The sequence below is a fragment of the Castellaniella sp. WN genome, from assembly GCF_054457555.1.
Window position 1 is genome coordinate 170122 of the sequence record NZ_JBTKZC010000001.1, and the last position, 15217, is coordinate 185338.

The 15217-nt window shown below is 68.6% G+C and carries 13 protein-coding genes; 6 read left to right on the forward strand and 7 right to left on the reverse strand.

Translation table 11 applies throughout. From position 1 onward, the window contains the following. Positions 1–108 precede the first annotated feature (108 nt). Complete coding sequence (locus ACTPOE_RS00760; protein WP_458870269.1) at positions 109–1479, forward strand: replicative DNA helicase; 1371 nt, start codon at positions 109–111, stop codon at positions 1477–1479. 188 nt (positions 1480–1667) lie between these two features. Here the strand turns inward: ACTPOE_RS00760 and pdxA are convergent, their stop codons facing one another. From pdxA to ACTPOE_RS00780, 4 genes are read right to left on the reverse strand one after another with little or no spacing between them, the layout of a single operon-like run. Next, on the reverse strand, positions 1668–2642 hold the full coding sequence (pdxA, locus tag ACTPOE_RS00765) for a 4-hydroxythreonine-4-phosphate dehydrogenase PdxA (protein WP_458870271.1): 975 nt from the start codon (positions 2640–2642) through the stop codon (positions 1668–1670). Positions 2643–2670: 28 nt separating this feature from the next. Beyond that, positions 2671–4452, reverse strand: coding sequence for a PhoH family protein (locus tag ACTPOE_RS00770; RefSeq protein ID WP_458870273.1), 1782 nt, complete (start codon positions 4450–4452; stop codon positions 2671–2673). Between the two features lie 20 nt (positions 4453–4472). Further along, positions 4473–4943, reverse strand: coding sequence for a peroxiredoxin (locus tag ACTPOE_RS00775; RefSeq protein WP_458870275.1), 471 nt, complete (start codon positions 4941–4943; stop codon positions 4473–4475). Further along, on the reverse strand, positions 4940–5389 hold the full coding sequence (locus tag ACTPOE_RS00780; RefSeq protein WP_458870277.1) for an Mth938-like domain-containing protein: 450 nt from the start codon (positions 5387–5389) through the stop codon (positions 4940–4942). Before ACTPOE_RS00780 ends, ACTPOE_RS00775 begins: the two co-directional genes overlap by 4 nt. A gap of 184 nt (positions 5390–5573) precedes the next feature. Between ACTPOE_RS00780 and alaC the strand changes: the two genes are divergently transcribed. From alaC to ACTPOE_RS00800, 4 genes are all read left to right on the forward strand, one after another. Continuing rightward, entirely contained in the window at positions 5574–6761 is a 1188-nt protein-coding gene (alaC, locus tag ACTPOE_RS00785; RefSeq protein WP_458870279.1) for an alanine transaminase, read from the forward strand. Next, positions 6758–8062: a homoserine dehydrogenase gene (locus ACTPOE_RS00790; RefSeq protein ID WP_458870281.1), complete on the forward strand. Its 1305-nt coding sequence runs from the start codon at positions 6758–6760 to the stop codon at positions 8060–8062. Before alaC ends, ACTPOE_RS00790 begins: the two co-directional genes overlap by 4 nt. After that, a complete protein-coding gene (gene thrC, locus ACTPOE_RS00795) occupies positions 8059–9459 on the forward strand; it encodes a threonine synthase (RefSeq protein WP_458870283.1) in 1401 nt (466 codons plus the stop codon). The genes ACTPOE_RS00790 and thrC overlap by 4 nt, the downstream gene beginning before the upstream one ends. A gap of 204 nt (positions 9460–9663) precedes the next feature. Next, entirely contained in the window at positions 9664–10749 is a 1086-nt protein-coding gene (locus ACTPOE_RS00800) for an ornithine cyclodeaminase (protein ID WP_458870285.1), read from the forward strand. On the opposite strand, the gene hpnE is transcribed toward ACTPOE_RS00800, so the two are convergent. Genes hpnE through hpnC form a run of 3 tightly spaced genes read right to left on the reverse strand, consistent with a single transcriptional unit; the run spans position 10667 to position 13825 of the window. Continuing rightward, positions 10667–12094, reverse strand: coding sequence for a hydroxysqualene dehydroxylase HpnE (gene hpnE, locus ACTPOE_RS00805; protein WP_458870287.1), 1428 nt, complete (start codon positions 12092–12094; stop codon positions 10667–10669). The two genes, ACTPOE_RS00800 and hpnE, sit on opposite strands and share 83 nt — an antisense overlap. After that, positions 12091–12954 (reverse strand): presqualene diphosphate synthase HpnD, encoded by an 864-nt coding sequence (gene hpnD / locus ACTPOE_RS00810; protein ID WP_458870289.1) that lies wholly within the window; start codon positions 12952–12954, stop codon positions 12091–12093. Before hpnD ends, hpnE begins: the two co-directional genes overlap by 4 nt. Continuing rightward, the gene (hpnC, locus tag ACTPOE_RS00815; protein ID WP_458870291.1) at positions 12944–13825 is read right to left on the reverse strand and encodes a squalene synthase HpnC; all 882 of its coding nucleotides are present in this window, start codon (positions 13823–13825) and stop codon (positions 12944–12946) included. Before hpnC ends, hpnD begins: the two co-directional genes overlap by 11 nt. Before the next feature lie 267 nt (positions 13826–14092). Between hpnC and alr the strand changes: the two genes are divergently transcribed. Further along, positions 14093–15208, forward strand: coding sequence for an alanine racemase (alr, locus tag ACTPOE_RS00820; protein ID WP_458870293.1), 1116 nt, complete (start codon positions 14093–14095; stop codon positions 15206–15208). Positions 15209–15217 lie beyond the last annotated feature (9 nt).

Here is a 15217-nt window from a genome sequence, read left to right on the forward strand (position 1 = left end):
CGCCACGCCGCGTCGTGCGCTTTTCCTCGTGGTAATGTAGGAATGGCGCGGCGCCGCTGAAAGGGCCGGCGAATCGCCGGCTTTTTTCATTTTAGGGAAGGAACGGGTTTGGAAATCGAAGCCGACGCGCAACTGGATTATCTGCGTGTGCCGCCGCATTCCATCGAGGCCGAACAGTCGGTGCTGGGCGGCCTGCTGCTGGACAACGCCGCCTTCGACCGGGTCGCGGACGTTCTGACCGAGGACGACTTCTACCGCTTCGACCACCGTCTGATCTGGCAGCATATCGCCCGGCTGGTGGCGCTGGCGCGGCCGGCCGACGTCGTTACGGTCCACGAATCCCTGACCACGGCCGGCAAGGCCGACGAATGCGGCGGTCTGCCGTACCTGAATGCGTTGGCGCACAACACGCCCTCGGCCGCGAACATCCGCCGCTACGCGGAGATCGTGCGCGAGCGGTCCATGTTGCGCAAGCTGGTCTCGATCGCCGACGAGATTTCCGCGGCCGCATTCAACCCCCAGGGCAAGGAAGCCCGGCAGATCCTCGACGAGGCCGAATCCCGCGTCTTCCAGATCGCCCAGGAAGGTTCACGCGGCATGGCCGGGTTCCAGGAGATCCGCCCGCTGCTGGCCCAGGTGGTCGAGCGCATCGACGAGCTCTACCATCGCGAGGGCGATTCCGACGTGACCGGCGTGCCGACCGGCTTCAACGACCTGGACCGCATGACCTCCGGCCTGCAGGCGGGCGATCTGGTCATCGTGGCCGGGCGGCCGTCCATGGGCAAGACCTCGTTTTCCATGAATATCGGCGAACACGTCGCCATCGAGCAGGGATTGCCGGTGGCCGTGTTCTCCATGGAAATGGGCGCGGTGCAACTGGCCATGCGCATGATCGGCTCGGTCGGCATGCTGGACCAGCATCGCATGCGCACTGGCAAACTGAATCAGGACGACTGGCCTCGCCTGACCCATGCCGTGCAGAAGGTCGAGGAAGCCCAGATCTATATCGACGAGACCCCCGCGCTGACGGCCATGGAACTGCGCGCTCGCGCCCGGCGGCTGTCTCGTCAGTGCGGCCAGCTGGGGCTGGTCATCATCGACTATATCCAGTTGATGTCCGGCTCCGGCGGGGAAAACCGCGCCACGGAAATCTCCGAGATCAGCCGGTCCCTGAAGGGGCTGGCCAAGGAACTGAACTGCCCGGTCATCGCCCTGTCGCAGCTCAATCGCAGCCTGGAGCAGCGTCCCAACAAACGGCCCGTCATGAGCGACCTGCGCGAGTCCGGGGCCATTGAGCAGGACGCCGACGTGATCATTTTCATCTACCGCGACGAGGTCTACAATCCCGACTCGCCGGACAAGGGCACGGCCGAGATCATCATCGGCAAGCAGCGGAATGGCCCGATCGGCACGGTGCGCCTGACCTTCCAGGGCTCCAGCACCCGCTTCCTGAATTTTTCGGCCGCGCCGGGATTTTAAGAGCCCCCACGCCGCGCGGGCTGCGCCTGCTTGCTGCCCCCGCAGATTGCGCCCGCGGCGCGGCATACATGCCGCTCCGATTCGTCAGGCATAGGACAGTCCGCAGGGGACTGTCCTATGTCCCGCCTCATCCCGGCGGTAAAAAAGGCCTCCGCACAGAGGTCTTCTTCCGTCGGGGAGGGGACACGTCAGGACGCGGTCATTTTCAATGCCATGCGCATGGCCGCGCGCAGCGAGGCCGGGTCGGCGAGGCCGCGCCCGGCGATGTCGAAGGCTGTGCCGTGGTCCACGCTGGTGCGCACGAAGGGCAGGCCCACGGTCACGTTCACCCCTTCGTCCAGACCCAGGTACTTCACCGGGATCAGGCCCTGGTCGTGGTACTGGGCGACCACGATGTCGAATTCCCCCTTGCGGGCGCGCATGAAGACGGTGTCGCCCGGCCAGGGGCCGCTGGCGTCCAGGCCCTCGGCCCGGGCGGTGGCGATGGCCGGCGCGATGTGGCGAGCTTCCTCGTCGCCGAAGGCGCCGCCTTCGCCCGCGTGCGGGTTCAGCCCCGCCACGGCGATGCGCGGCCGGCCGATGCCCGCCTGGCGGCAGGCCCGCTGCGCCAGGCGGATGGCGCGCAGTTCGGCCTCCGGGCTGAGCGCCGCGGGGACATCGGCCAGGGCGATATGGATGGTCACCAGCAGCACGCGCAGTTCGTCGTTGGCCAGCATCATGGCGTAGTCCGCCGTGCCGGTGCGCCGTGCCAGGATTTCCGTGTGGCCAGGGAAGTCGATGCCGGCCGCGTGCAGCGCGCCCTTGTGCAGGGGCGCCGTCACCAGCGCCCGGACGCGGCCGGCCAGGGCGTCGTCGATGGCGTGGCACAGATATTCGTAGGCGCCGCGTCCGGCGCGGGCATCCTCGTGGCCCCAGGGCAGGTCGGCCGGCAGTTCGCCCCAGCGGTTCAGCACGCCGATCACGCCCCGCGTCGTGCCCGCGCCGGGGGCGTCCAGCGGGCGGATTTCCAGGCGGCCGTCCAGCCCCGCAGCCCGGCAGGCGCGTCGCAGGGCGCCGGCGTCGCCATAGACGACGGCAGGGTGGGGCAGGCCTTCGGCGAACAGGCGCGCGATCAGTTCCGGACCGATTCCGGCGGCGTCCCCCAGTGTGATGGCCAGGGGCATTCCGGTGGGCGCCGGCGGGATGCCGGGATCAGAGGGCGTCGCTGGCATAGTCGGCCAGGCGGGACCGCTCGCCGCGCTGCAGGGTGATGTGGCCGGCGTGCGGCCAGCCCTTGAAGCGGTCCACCACGTAGGTCAGCCCCGAACTGCCTTCGGTCAGGTAGGGCGTGTCGATCTGGGCGATGTTGCCCAGGCAGACGATCTTGGTGCCCGGACCCGCGCGGGTGACCAGGGTCTTCATCTGCTTGGGTGTCAGGTTCTGGGCCTCGTCGATGATCAGGAACTTGTTGAGGAAGGTGCGTCCGCGCATGAAATTCATGGACTTGACCTTGATTCTGGAGCGGATCAGGTCCATGGCGGGCGTCTTGTTCCAGTCCTGGCCGTTGCCGCCGCCTGGGGCGCCGAGCGCGCCCGCAGCCCCTTGGTGCAGGACTTCCAGGTTGTCTTCCAGCGCGCCCATCCAGGGCAGCATTTTTTCTTCTTCCGTGCCGGGCAGGAAGCCGATGTCGTCGCCCACCGGAACGGTGGCGCGGGTGATGATGATTTCCGTGTAGCGCTTGGTCTCGAAGGTCTGGGCCAGGCCGCTGGCCAGCGCGAGCAGGGTCTTGCCGGTGCCCGCCTGGCCCAGCAGCGACACGAAATCGATGTCCGGGTTCATCAGCAGGTTCAGGGCGAAGTTCTGTTCGCGGTTGCGCGTGGTGACGCCCCAGACGCTGTTCTTGGCGTGGCTGAAGTCACGCAGAGTGGACAGCACGGCACTTTTCCCCGTGGCCTCGCGTACTTGGGCGTACAGCGGCATTTCGCCTTCGTAGTAGACGAATTCGTTGACGATGAACTGGCCGCACAGCGGCCCGCGCACGCGGTACCAGGTCAGGCCGTTCTGCTGCCAGGATTCGATGTCCTTGCCGTGCTTGTTCCAGAAGTTTTCCGGCAGCGGCATGACGCCGTCGTAAAGCAGGTCGGAGTCGTCCAGGACGTGGTCGTTCAGGTAGTCCTCGGCCGGCAGGTCCAGCGCCCGGGCCTTCAGGCGCATGTTGATGTCCTTGGACACCAGCACGATCTCGCGCTTCGGGTTTTCCTGGCACAGCCCGTGGACGATGCCCAGGATCACATTGTCCGCCTTGCCCATGGGCAGTTCCAGGGGCAGGCGCGTGTCGGTGGGACGGGTCTGGAAATACAGCGAGCCCAGGGCGTCGCTGTTGCCCAGCGTATCCAGCGGAACTCCCTTGGACAGGTCGGCGGTGCCGATCAGCTGGTCCAGGTATCGGCTGACCTGGCGGGCGTTGCGCGCGACCTCGGACATGCCTTTCTTCTGGTGGTCGAGCTCTTCGAGCACGATCATGGGAAGGAAGACGTCGTGCTCGGCGAAGCGGAACAGGGACGAGGGATCGTGCAGCAGCACGTTGGTGTCCAGAACGAACAGCTTGCGCTGCGCCGTTGGCAGGCGCTTCGGCCGTGTGCGGGCGGCGATGGGCCGGGACGGCGCGGGCGTGGTTTTGGCGGGTGCCGGAGCGGACTTGCCCATGGCCGGTGCCCGGGCTGTCAGGGCGGGCGCTGCCGGAACCGCTGCCGGAACGGGGGCGGCGACGGGCTTGGGCGCGGGCGCAGGCGCAGGCGGCGCCGTGCGGTCGGCGGGCCTGGACAGGATGGCGGCGACCGGGCGGGCCTTCGCTCCAGGCCCGCGGGACGCGGAACGGGGCGTGTCGAGGGCGGGGCCGGGTACGGCGGAGACCGGGGCCGCCTCGCGCGAGGCGGCGCGGACGGCGGTTTCGACGATGTCGCCCGGGCGGGCCGGCGGTTTCGGAAGGGGCATGAAGGCTCCTGTGACAGGCCCTAGGCGGCCAGGTTTTGCGCGGCCTGCAGGACTTCGTCCGCATGGCCGGGGATGCGCACGCCACGCCATTCCTGGACCAGGACGCCCTGGCGGTCGATCAGGAAAGTGCTGCGCTCGATGCCGCGCACCTGCTTGCCGTACATGTTCTTCTGCTTCATCACGCCGAACAGGGCGCACAGGGCCTCGTCGGGATCGGCGATCAGGGGGAAGGACAGGCACTGCTTGTCGGCGAAGCCCTGGTGGGACTTCAGGGTGTCGCGGGAAATGCCGAAAATCTCGCAGCCCAGGGCCTGGAACTGCGCGTGGCGGTCGCGGAAATCCTGGGCTTCGGTGGTGCAGCCCGGGGTGTTGTCCTTGGGGTAGAAGTACAGGACGAAGAGCTTGCCCCGCAGCGCGGCGGAATCGAAGGGGCCGTGGGTGGTCTCGGCGGTGAGCGGCGGCAGCGGGCGGCCGATGGCGACGGTGGTCATGAGAGGTCTCCGGGTAGCAGCAGGGCCAGTACGCGCCGTTCCTCGGACATGAGGATGTTGTAGGTCCGGGCGGCGGCCTGGGTGGTCATGGTTTCGATGCCGATCCCCAGCGCCAGCAACGGCCGCAGCACGTCGGGGCGCAGGAAGACCTGGCGCGGGCCGGTGCCGATCAGCAGGACTTCCGGCGCGTCGGCGGGCAACCCGACGGCGGGCGCCTCGTCGTCGAGGAATGCGAGCGGATCGCGCGCGGCCGGCTTCAGGCCGACCAGTTCCTGGAGAAAGGCGGAGTCGATGTCAGCGGCGGCGCGCACGGCGACGTCGCGGACCGGCCCTTCGGGGGCGAAGCAGATGGCGCCGTCGTATCGGACCCGATTGATTTCCAGGAAGCCGTCGCCGTAAGCGGTGACGGTATTGAGCGCGGGATTCAGGTCTTTTTGCAATAGCACGGGCAAGCTCCGTTGTTCCCGTGATGATAGCGCAATCGATCGCGCGATCGCGCCGGGGCTCCCGCCGCCCGGAGCCGGGGCATGGGGCCCGGTCATTTGCGAGTCGCGGACGCATGCGATAGATTATCGAGTTTGCTGCACCGCATCTACCCGCACGACTCCAGCCCACCCGCCGAGGATCATCATGACGAGCTTTCCGCGCATCGAGCGCCTGCCACCCTACGTGTTCAACATCACCGGGGAACTCAAGATGGCCGCGCGCCGGCGAGGCGAGGACATCATCGACATGTCCATGGGCAATCCGGACGGCCCCACGCCGCGGCACATCGTCGACAAGCTGGTGGAAGTCGCCCGCCGCCCGGACACCCATGGCTATTCGGTGTCCAAGGGCATCCCGCGCCTGCGCCGGGCGATCTCGGCCTGGTACGAACGCCGCTACGGGGTGGACATCGATCCGGATTCGGAAGCGATCGTCTCCATCGGCTCCAAGGAAGGCCTGGCCCACCTGATGCTGGCCACGCTGGACCGGGGCGACACGGTGCTGGTGCCCAACCCCAGCTATCCGATCCACATCTACGGCGCGGTGATCGCCGGCGCGAACATCCGTTCGGTACCGATGACGCCCGGCCTGGACTTCTTCGAGGAGATCGAGCGCGCGGTGCGCGAGACCATTCCCAAGCCCAAGATGATGATTCTGGGCTTTCCCAGCAATCCCACGGCCCAGTGCGTGGAATTGTCCTTCTTCGAGCGCATCGTGGACCTGGCGCGTGAACACGGCATTCTGGTGGTGCACGACCTGGCCTACGCCGACATCACCTTCGACGGCTACGTGGCGCCGTCCATCATGGAGGTGCCTGGCGCGCGCGACGTGGCGGTGGAATTCTTCACCATGAGCAAGAGCTACAACATGGCCGGCTGGCGCATCGGCTTCATGGTGGGCAACCGCGAACTGGTCAACGCGCTGGCGCGCATCAAGAGCTATCACGATTACGGTACCTTCACCCCGATTCAGGTGGCCGCCATCGCCGCCCTGGAAGGCCCCCAGGACTGCGTGTCCGAAGTCGTCGAGCAATACCGCAGCCGCCGCGACGTGCTGGCGCGCGGGCTGCACGAGGCCGGCTGGATGGTGGACGTGCCCAAGGCGTCCATGTACATCTGGGCGCGCATCCCCGAACCCTACCGCGCCCAGGGCTCGCTGGAGTTCTCCAAGCGCCTGCTGGCCGAGGCCAAGGTCGCCGTGTCTCCCGGCATCGGCTTCGGCGAATACGGCGACGAATACGTGCGCTTCGCCCTGATCGAGAACGAGCAGCGCACCCGCCAGGCGGTGCGCGGCATCAAGGACATGTTCCGCAAGGACGGGCTGCTCAAATGAAACCGATCCGTGTAGGTTTGCTCGGCCTGGGTGTCGTCGGCGGCGGGGTCTGGACAGTTCTGGCTCAGAATGGTGGTGAGATCGCCCGGCGCGCCGGGCGGCGTATCGAAGTCGCCGCCGTGGCCGTGCGCGACGTGGCCAAGGCGCGCGCGCTGGTGGGGCCGGACGTGGCTGTCACCACCGACGGCCTGGCCCTGGCGCGTGACCCGGACATCGACATCATCGTCGAGTTGATGGGCGGCGACACGGTGGCCCGCGACTGCATCCTGGAAGCCATCGCCCAGGGCAAGCACGTGGTCACGGCCAACAAGGCCCTGCTGGCCGTGCACGGCAACGAGATTTTCGCCGCCGCCCAGGCGCGCGGCGTGATGGTCGCCTTCGAGGCGGCCGTGGCCGGCGGCATCCCCATCATCAAGGCGATCCGCGAGGGCCTGACGGCCAATCGCATCCAGTGGCTGGCCGGCATCATCAACGGTACGACCAATTTCATCCTGTCCGAAATGCGCCAACGTGGCTTGCCGTTCGACGCCGTGCTCGCCGAGGCACAGCGCCTGGGCTACGCCGAGGCCGACCCCACCTTCGACATCGAAGGCGTGGACGCGGCCCACAAGCTCACGCTGCTGGCCTCGCTGGCCTTCGGCATCCCGGTGCAGTTCGACAAGGCCTACATCGAAGGCATTTCCCGCCTGGCTTCCGAGGATATCGTCCACGCGGAGCGCTTGGGCTACCGCATCAAGCTGCTGGGCATTACCCGCCGCCGTCCGGAAGGCATCGAACTGCGGGTCCATCCCGCCCTGGTGCCCGACCACTGCCTGCTGGCCAATGTGGAAGGCGCGATGAACGCCGTGCTGGTGCGCGGCGACGCGGTCGGCCCTTCGCTCTACTATGGCCAGGGCGCCGGAGCCCTGCCCACGGCCTCGGCCGTGGTGGCCGACCTGGTCGACGTGACCCGCCTGCAGATGGCCGATCCCGAGCACAGGGTGCCGCACCTGGCCTTCCAGCCCGACGCCATGGCCGACATTCCCGTGCTGCCCATGGCCGAAGTGCGCACCAGCTTCTACCTGCGCCTGCGGGTGGACGACCGGCCCGGCGTGCTGGCCGATCTGGCGCGTGTGCTGTCGGGCGCCGGCATCTCCGTGGGTTCGATGTTCCAGCAGCCTCACGGCGAGCACCAGGCCGACATCATCTTCCTCACCCACGAAGCGCGCGAGGGCGACGTGGACCAGGCCCTGAACGCGATCCAGAGCCTGCCTTTCGTGCGTTCGGACGTGACCCGCCTGCGCGTGGAGAACATCAATTGAAGTATCTGTCCACCCGGGGCGGCATGGCCCCGCAGCCCTTTTGCGACATCCTGCTCGAAGGCCTGGCGCCCGACGGCGGCCTGACGCTGCCCGAAACCCTGCCGCGGCTGGATGCCGCCACCCTGGAATCCTGGCGCGGGCTGGACTACGCCGGCCTGGCGGCCCGCGTGCTGGGCCTGTTCATCGACGACATCGCGCCCGACGAGTTGTCGCGCATGACACGCGCTGCCTACGCGCCCGCCGTGTTTCCGCGCATCGCGCCGGTCAAGCCGCTGCGTCCGGGGCTGTCGCTGCTGGGCCTGTCCGAGGGGCCGACGCTGGCCTTCAAGGACATGGCCATGCAGTTCCTCGGCCAGGTTTTCGAGTATGTGCTGGCGCAACGCGGCCAGACGCTCAACATCCTGGGCGCCACCTCTGGCGACACCGGTTCGGCGGCGGAATATGCGCTGCGCGGCAAGCGCGGCGTGGCCGTGTTCATGCTGTCGCCCCACGGGCGCATGAGCGCTTTCCAGCGCGCCCAGATGTATTCGCTGCGGGACGCCAACATCCACAATATCGCCGTGCGCGGCGTGTTCGACGAATGCCAGGACATCGTCAAGGCCCTGGCCGGCGACCTGGACTTCAAGAGCGCCCACCGCCTGGGCGCCGTCAATTCCATCAACTGGGCGCGCATCGCCGCCCAGGTGGTGTACTACGTCTGGGGCTGGCTGCGGGCCACGCAGGGGCCGGGCCAGCCGGTGTCCTTCACTGTGCCTTCGGGCAATTTCGGCAACATCCTGGCCGGCCATATCGCGCGCGAAATGGGCGTGCCGATCCGCCGCCTGGTTCTGGCCACCAACGAAAACAACGTGCTGGAAGAATTCTTCCGCACCGGCGTCTACCGGCCCCGCGCGGCCAGCCAGACGCACGCCACTTCCAGCCCGTCCATGGACATTTCGCGGGCCTCGAACTTCGAGCGCTTCGTCTTCGACCTGGTGGGCCGCGATCCGGCCCGGGTCCGGGCGCTGATGGAGGAACTGCGCGCCACAGGGCAGTTCGATCTGTCCGCCCTGCGGTCCTCGTTCACGGAACGCTATGGTTTCGTGGCGGGCGCCAGCACCCACGCCGACCGCCTGCGTACCATTCGCGACATCCGCCGCGAGACCGGCGTACTGATCGATCCTCATACGGCAGACGGGGTGAAAGTCGCCCTGGAGCACCTGGAGGGCGGAGTGCCGATGCTGGTGTTGGAAACGGCCTTGCCCGCGAAGTTCGCCGAGACCATCGTCGAGGCCACGGGCGAGGCGCCGGAAGTCCCGGCCGCGCTGCGCGACCTGGACCGGCTGCCCCAGCGCGTCGAGGTCATGGACTGCGACGCCCGCCTGGTGGCCGACTACGTGCATCGCCACGCGCTGTAGCGCAGCCGTTCACGTCGCGCCGACGGGCGCGGGCGGCCCGGAATGGGCAGAAGAATGGACGGAATCGGGCTGGACTGATCACTCTGTTCAATTTCTTATGTGATTACGTCAGTTTAATGGCGGAATAGCGGCAAAATTGGCGATATACATTGTCGGACCCTTGGGCCACACTGGATGCATAACATCACTTCCCGAGGAGACGTCATGCAAGCCCATGTTCCGGTGCGGCCCCGCACCCTGTTCCTGGATACCCACGATGTGGCCCGGCTGATCGGCGTCCTGGGCCTGCCCGCCTGCCTGCGGGGCCTGGCCGGCACGCTGCGGGCCGATTACCTGCGCTGGCCCGAGTTCGACAAGGAAGCACGCATCGCGGCCTATTCCGAGCAGGGCACTATCGAGCTGATGCCCATCACCGATGGCACGCATTACAGTTTCAAGTGTGTCAACGGCCATCCCGGCAACGGGCGTCACGGTCTGCCCACCGTCATGGCGATGGGAGCGCTGCTGGACTGCGACACGGGCATGATCCGTCTGCTGGGCGAGCTGACCCTGACCACGGCGCTGCGCACGGCGGCGATGTCGGCCCTGGCCGCCCAGGACTTGGCACGGCGCGACAGCCATTCGATGGCGCTGATCGGCAATGGGGCGCAGAGCGATTTCCAGGCGCTGGCCTTTGCCACCCTGCTGGGCGTGCGCGACTTGCGTCTCTACGACGTGGATCGCCGCGCCTCGGAACGCCTGGCGCGCAACCTGGAGGCGACCGATCTGCCAGGGCGTCCGCTGTCGGTGCGGATCTGCGATTCGGCGGCCCAGGCCGTGCGGGGTGCGGACATCGTCACCACCGTGACAGCCTTCCAGGGCCGCGCGCAGGTGCTGGACGGCGACCTGATCGAACCGGGCATGCACCTGAATGCCGTGGGCGGCGACTGCCCCGGCAAGACCGAACTGGATCCTGCGATCCTGCGCCGGGCCGATGTCTTCGTCGAGTTCCCGCCCCAGACCCGCAAGGAAGGCGAGATCCAGCAGATGCCGGCCGATTTCCCCGTGACCGAATTGTGGCGTGTCCTGGCGGGCGACGTCCCGGGGCGGACACGGGCGGATCAGGTGACACTGTTCGATTCGGTCGGATTCGCGCTGGAAGACTATTCCGCGCTGCGCTTCCTCCAGGCCCAGGCGGAGGCCCATCAGGTGGGTACCTGGGTGGATGTCACGTCCAGGCAGACGGATCCGCGCGACCTGTATGGCTGGCTGCAGGACGAACTCCAGGACATGCCGGCGCTGGCTTCGTGAGCGCGGGCCGGGAATCGTCTTTCATTCCACCGATGCCGGCGGCCAGGGCCTCTTCGGCGGCCTTCAGCCCGCTGCGCACCGCACCCTCCAGCACGGCCGGGTAACCGGTGTCGGTCCAGTCGCCGGCCAGCAGCAGGCCGGTCCAGGGGGTGGCCGCGCCGGGGCGCCGCAGGCCCGGAACGGCGTCGAAGGTCGCCCGCCGTTCTGTCACCAGGGCGTGGGTCCCGATCTCCGGCAGCGGCGGCAGCGATCCCGTGGCCGCCTGGATGCGGATCTGGTCGATGACGCCGGCCGCGATGCGCGCGGGATCCCGGCCGGCGTAGCGGTCGGCCGCGCCGATCACCACGTGGACCAGCAGGCGGTCGGCGTTCGCGCCGGCGCTGGCGCTGCGGTCGAACAGCCATTGACCCCAGGCGTCGCGCGCCGGATCGTCACGCAGCAGCATCATGGAAAGGCCCGAATTCCAGGGTCGGCCCAGCCGCAGTGTCAAGGTGCCGATGGCGGAATGCGCCGGTTCCGTCCAGCCGTCCAGGAAATCCGCCGAACCCGGCAGGGGGGCCAGCAGACGCCGGGCTTCGGAGGCGGGTACGGCCAGGATGACGCTTTCGTGCAGATCGCCATCCACCCGCCAGCCGCCCGCGGGGGCGGGAGCGATCGAGCGCACCCTGTGGCGCCGCAGGTCGTCGCCCAGCAGGACGCAGACCCGGGCGGGCCAGAGTTCGTGCAGGCCGTCCCGGGGAATCAGGATGCGGCTGGCGGCCGGCCCCGCTCCCAGACTGTCCGCCAGCACGCGGGCGAACAGGCGCGCCTGCGCCGCGTGCGCCGGCGTGTTCATGGCGGCCAGGCACAAGGGTTCCCACAGGCGCGTCGCCAGATCCGGCGGGCAGTCCAGGCCGGCCAGCCAGTCCGAGACGGTCGCGGATGGATCGACGCGGTCCGGGTCCAGTGCGCCGAACGTTCGGACCAGGTGGCGGCGGCCCCGCCAGCCGTCCAGCCCGCGGCTGCCCAGCAGGACGCCCAGGCGGTGCAGGGGCGGAGGCAGGGGCCAGAACCGCAGCCGCAGGCCACCGTCGGCCGATCGCAGGTCCATGTCCCCGGCTAGCAGGACGTGCTCGGGGTCCACGTCCAGGGACCGCATCAGCGCCAGGGTGCCGGTGTAGGCGCCCAGCAGGATGTGCTGACCGTTGTCGATCCGCAGGCCCAACCCGGGATGGTCGATCCGGCGCGCCCGTCCTCCGGGCGCCGCGGCGGCTTCGTAGACCCGGACCGTCCGGCCCGCCCGGCGCAGGCGCGCCGCGGCGGCCAGGCCCGCCCAGCCGGCGCCGATGACGGCGGTGGTGCTCATCGCGCCAATCGGCGCACCAGCCCCCGGCCGCCGCCGACCCAGGTCTTCCAGGCGAGCCAGAACTTGCGGATCGGCGTCAGCGCGATGCGCTGGTCCAGCACGTGCCAGCCGTCGCGCTCGATCTCGTCCAGCAGGGCGGCATAGATGGCGGCCATCATCAGGCCGGGCCGTTGCGCGCGGCGGTCGGCCTCCGGCAGGGCGCGGATGGCGTCGCGGTACAACTGGCGCGCGCGTTCTGTCTGCTGGCGCATCAGGGCCTGGAAATTTGCGGTGTAATGGCCGTCGAGGATGTCGTCCACCGTCACGCCGTGGCGCGCCATGTCGTCGGCCGGCAGGTAGATGCGTCCGCGCCGGGCGTCGTCGCCCACGTCGCGGATGATGTTGGTCATCTGGAAGGCCAGGCCCAGTGTTTCGGCGTATTCCAGCGTGCGTGGGTCGGTGTGGCCGAAGATGGCGGCCGACAGGTCGCCGACCACGCCGGCGGCCCGCCAGCAGTACTCCTGCAGGGCGGTCCAGTCGGCGTAGCGGAACTGGTCCAGGTCCATTTCCATGCCTTCGATCACGGCGTAGAAGGGTTCTGGACGGAGTCCGAAGGCGCGGACATGCCGGGCCAGGGCGATGGCCACCGGGTGATCGGGCACGCCGTCGAACATCAGGCCGACCTGGTCGCGCCACCAGGCGAGTTTCATCCGTGCGACGGAGGCCTCGCCGACCTCGTCCACGATGTCGTCCACCTCGCGGCAGAAGGCATACAGCGCCGTGATGGCGCGGCGCCGTTCCGGCGGCAGGAACAGGAATGCGTAGTAGAAGCTCGAGCCGCTCCGGGCGGCTTTCTGCTGGCAGTATTCGTCAGGCGTCATGGTGGCTGGGCGATTCCGGGCGCGGCTTACAGAATGCGCGCCAGCATAGCAGGAAGGCATCGGCGCGGCCCAGGATGGGCCGGTTGTTCCAAGGGTCGTAGTCGCCCGCCGCCAGCTTTTCCAGGATTCTCAGGCCGCCATGCACCACCAGGCGCAGTTCCAGGCCGATGCGGCCGGGCAGGCGCCAGGCGAGCGGGCTGCCGGCCAGCAGGGCGCGGCGGGCCAGGCCGGCCTGTTCACGCACCACGGCCCGCCAGGCGTCGGAGGGCGGCGCGGGCGGATCGGCGCACAGCGCGTTCAGGCCGTTCGGATCGAGGCCGTGGCGTTCCAGGCAATCCAGGGGGATATAGCAGCGGCCCTTGGTGTGGTCCAGGGCCACGTCCTGGCAAAAGTTCGCCCGCTGCAATCCAGTGCAGATGGCGTCGGACTGGGCCAGGTCCATGGGTTCGGTCCGGCCGAACAGATGCAGCATCAGCCGCCCGACCGGGTTGGCCGAGCGGCGGCAGTAGTCCAGCAGGGCCGGCTCGTCGGCGTAGCGGGTGACGCTCAGGTCCTGAATGAAGGCCGACAGCAGGTCCAGCAGGGGCTGGATGGGTAGCCGGTGGCGCACGAGGGTGTCGCCCAGCCGGGCGAAGAGCGCCCGGTCGCCGTCGGACAGCGGAGCCTGGATCGGCCGTGCGGCTCCCAGGTCGCGGACGGCTACGCGCCAGGCTTCCAGCCGTTCCAGCCTCGCCCGCGGGGAGGCGTCGCCCTCGTCGGCGATGTCGTCCGCGCCTCGTGCGAAGGCGTACAGGTCGCGCACCGCCGGACGCAGCCGGGCGGGCAGCAGCAGGGACGCGACAGGGAAGTTTTCGTAGTGATCGACAGCCATGATGAGGCAGTATACTTAGGGCCTTCCTGAACGAGTCCCCGTGTCGCACGCATCTGTGGCTTCGGGCCGTCTGCCGCGTTGCTCATCCTCGTCATGGCAATGGCTATCGCTGCGGTTCGCGCCTTGCATCCAACCCGAATCCGCAGCGCCCGCTTTCCGCTCGACTCATTCAGAAAGTCCCTGCCCGGCAGCCTGATTCCGAACGATTTGTGCACAGACCCGGTTCCGGGGCCGCCGCTTCCTTTGTCCGTCTTTCCGGGGGATTTCATGCCGCGTCCGATTCTGGCGACGATCGACACCGAAGCCTTGTCCCATAATCTGCACACGGTGGCTGATCGCCTGCGGCGGGACGCTCCCGGCGCCACGCCCTTCATCTGGGCCGTGATCAAGGCGCGCGGCTACGGACATGGCATCGAGGCTGCCCTGGCGGGTTTCGGCGAGGCCGACGGCCTGGCGATGCTGGACCTGGAAGAAGCCGTGCGCTGCCGCGAACTGGGCTGGACCGGCCCGCTGCTGCTCCTCGAAGGCTTCTTCGAGCCCGCCGATCTCGACGCGCTGGTCCATTATCGCATCGGCGCCGCGCTGCATTGCGTCGAGCAGCTCGACATGCTGGAATCCAGCTCCGCCGCCCGGCAGATCGACGCCTTCGTCAAGCTGAACACAGGCATGCACCGGCTGGGCTTCCAGCCGCGCGAATTCCGCGCGGCCCACGAGCGCGCCCTGTCCCTGCAGGCCGACGGCGTGCTGGGACAGGTCGGCGCGATGACCCACTTCGCCCGCGCGGACGATGATCCGGCCGTCACGAGGGACCAGATCGACTGTTTTCTGCGGATGACCGACGGCCTGTCCGGCCCGGTCAGCCTGTGCAATTCAGCGGCCACCCTGACGCCCGGACTGGCGGCGGGGATCGCCGGCGACCCCCAGTGGGTGCGCCCCGGCATCTGCCTGTACGGATCTTCGCCCTTTGCCGACCGGCCGGCCGATGCCTTCGGCCTGCGTCCGGCCATGACCCTGTCAGCCCGATTGATCAGCGCGCATCGGGTCCCGGCGGGAGAATCGGTGGGCTACGGCCATACCTTTCGCGCCCCTCGGGACATGCGGGTCGGCATCGTCGCCTGCGGCTATGCCGACGGCTATCCGCGCCACGCGCCCACCGGGACGCCGGTCGTGGTGGGCGGAGTACGCACCCGCCTGATCGGCCGGGTGTCCATGGACATGCTGGCTGTGGATCTGGACCCCGTGCCCGATGTGGCGGTGGGCGCCCAGGTCGTGCTGTGGGGGCAGGGAGGACCGTCGGTGGACGAGGTCGCCGCCGCCTGCGGCACCATCGGCTATGAACTGCTCACCGCCGTGACGCCCCGGGTGCCGCGTCGCGTCCTGTGAACCCCGGCC

Coding starts and splice junctions, on each gene's coding strand:
- pdxA (WP_458870271.1), bottom strand. CDS start 2,642: ATGCCCCTGGCCATCACACTGGGGGACGCCGCCGGAATCGGTCCGGAA.
- ACTPOE_RS00770 (WP_458870273.1), bottom strand. CDS start 4,452: ATGCCCCTTCCGAAACCGCCGGCCCGCCCGGGCGACATCGTCGAAACC.
- ACTPOE_RS00775 (WP_458870275.1), bottom strand. CDS start 4,943: ATGACCACCGTCGCCATCGGCCGCCCGCTGCCGCCGCTCACCGCCGAG.
- alaC (WP_458870279.1), top strand. CDS start 5,574: ATGACGAGCTTTCCGCGCATCGAGCGCCTGCCACCCTACGTGTTCAAC.
- ACTPOE_RS00790 (WP_458870281.1), top strand. CDS start 6,758: ATGAAACCGATCCGTGTAGGTTTGCTCGGCCTGGGTGTCGTCGGCGGC.
- ACTPOE_RS00800 (WP_458870285.1), top strand. CDS start 9,664: ATGCAAGCCCATGTTCCGGTGCGGCCCCGCACCCTGTTCCTGGATACC.
- hpnE (WP_458870287.1), bottom strand. CDS start 12,094: ATGAGCACCACCGCCGTCATCGGCGCCGGCTGGGCGGGCCTGGCCGCC.
- hpnD (WP_458870289.1), bottom strand. CDS start 12,954: ATGACGCCTGACGAATACTGCCAGCAGAAAGCCGCCCGGAGCGGCTCG.
- hpnC (WP_458870291.1), bottom strand. CDS start 13,825: ATGGCTGTCGATCACTACGAAAACTTCCCTGTCGCGTCCCTGCTGCTG.
- alr (WP_458870293.1), top strand. CDS start 14,093: ATGCCGCGTCCGATTCTGGCGACGATCGACACCGAAGCCTTGTCCCAT.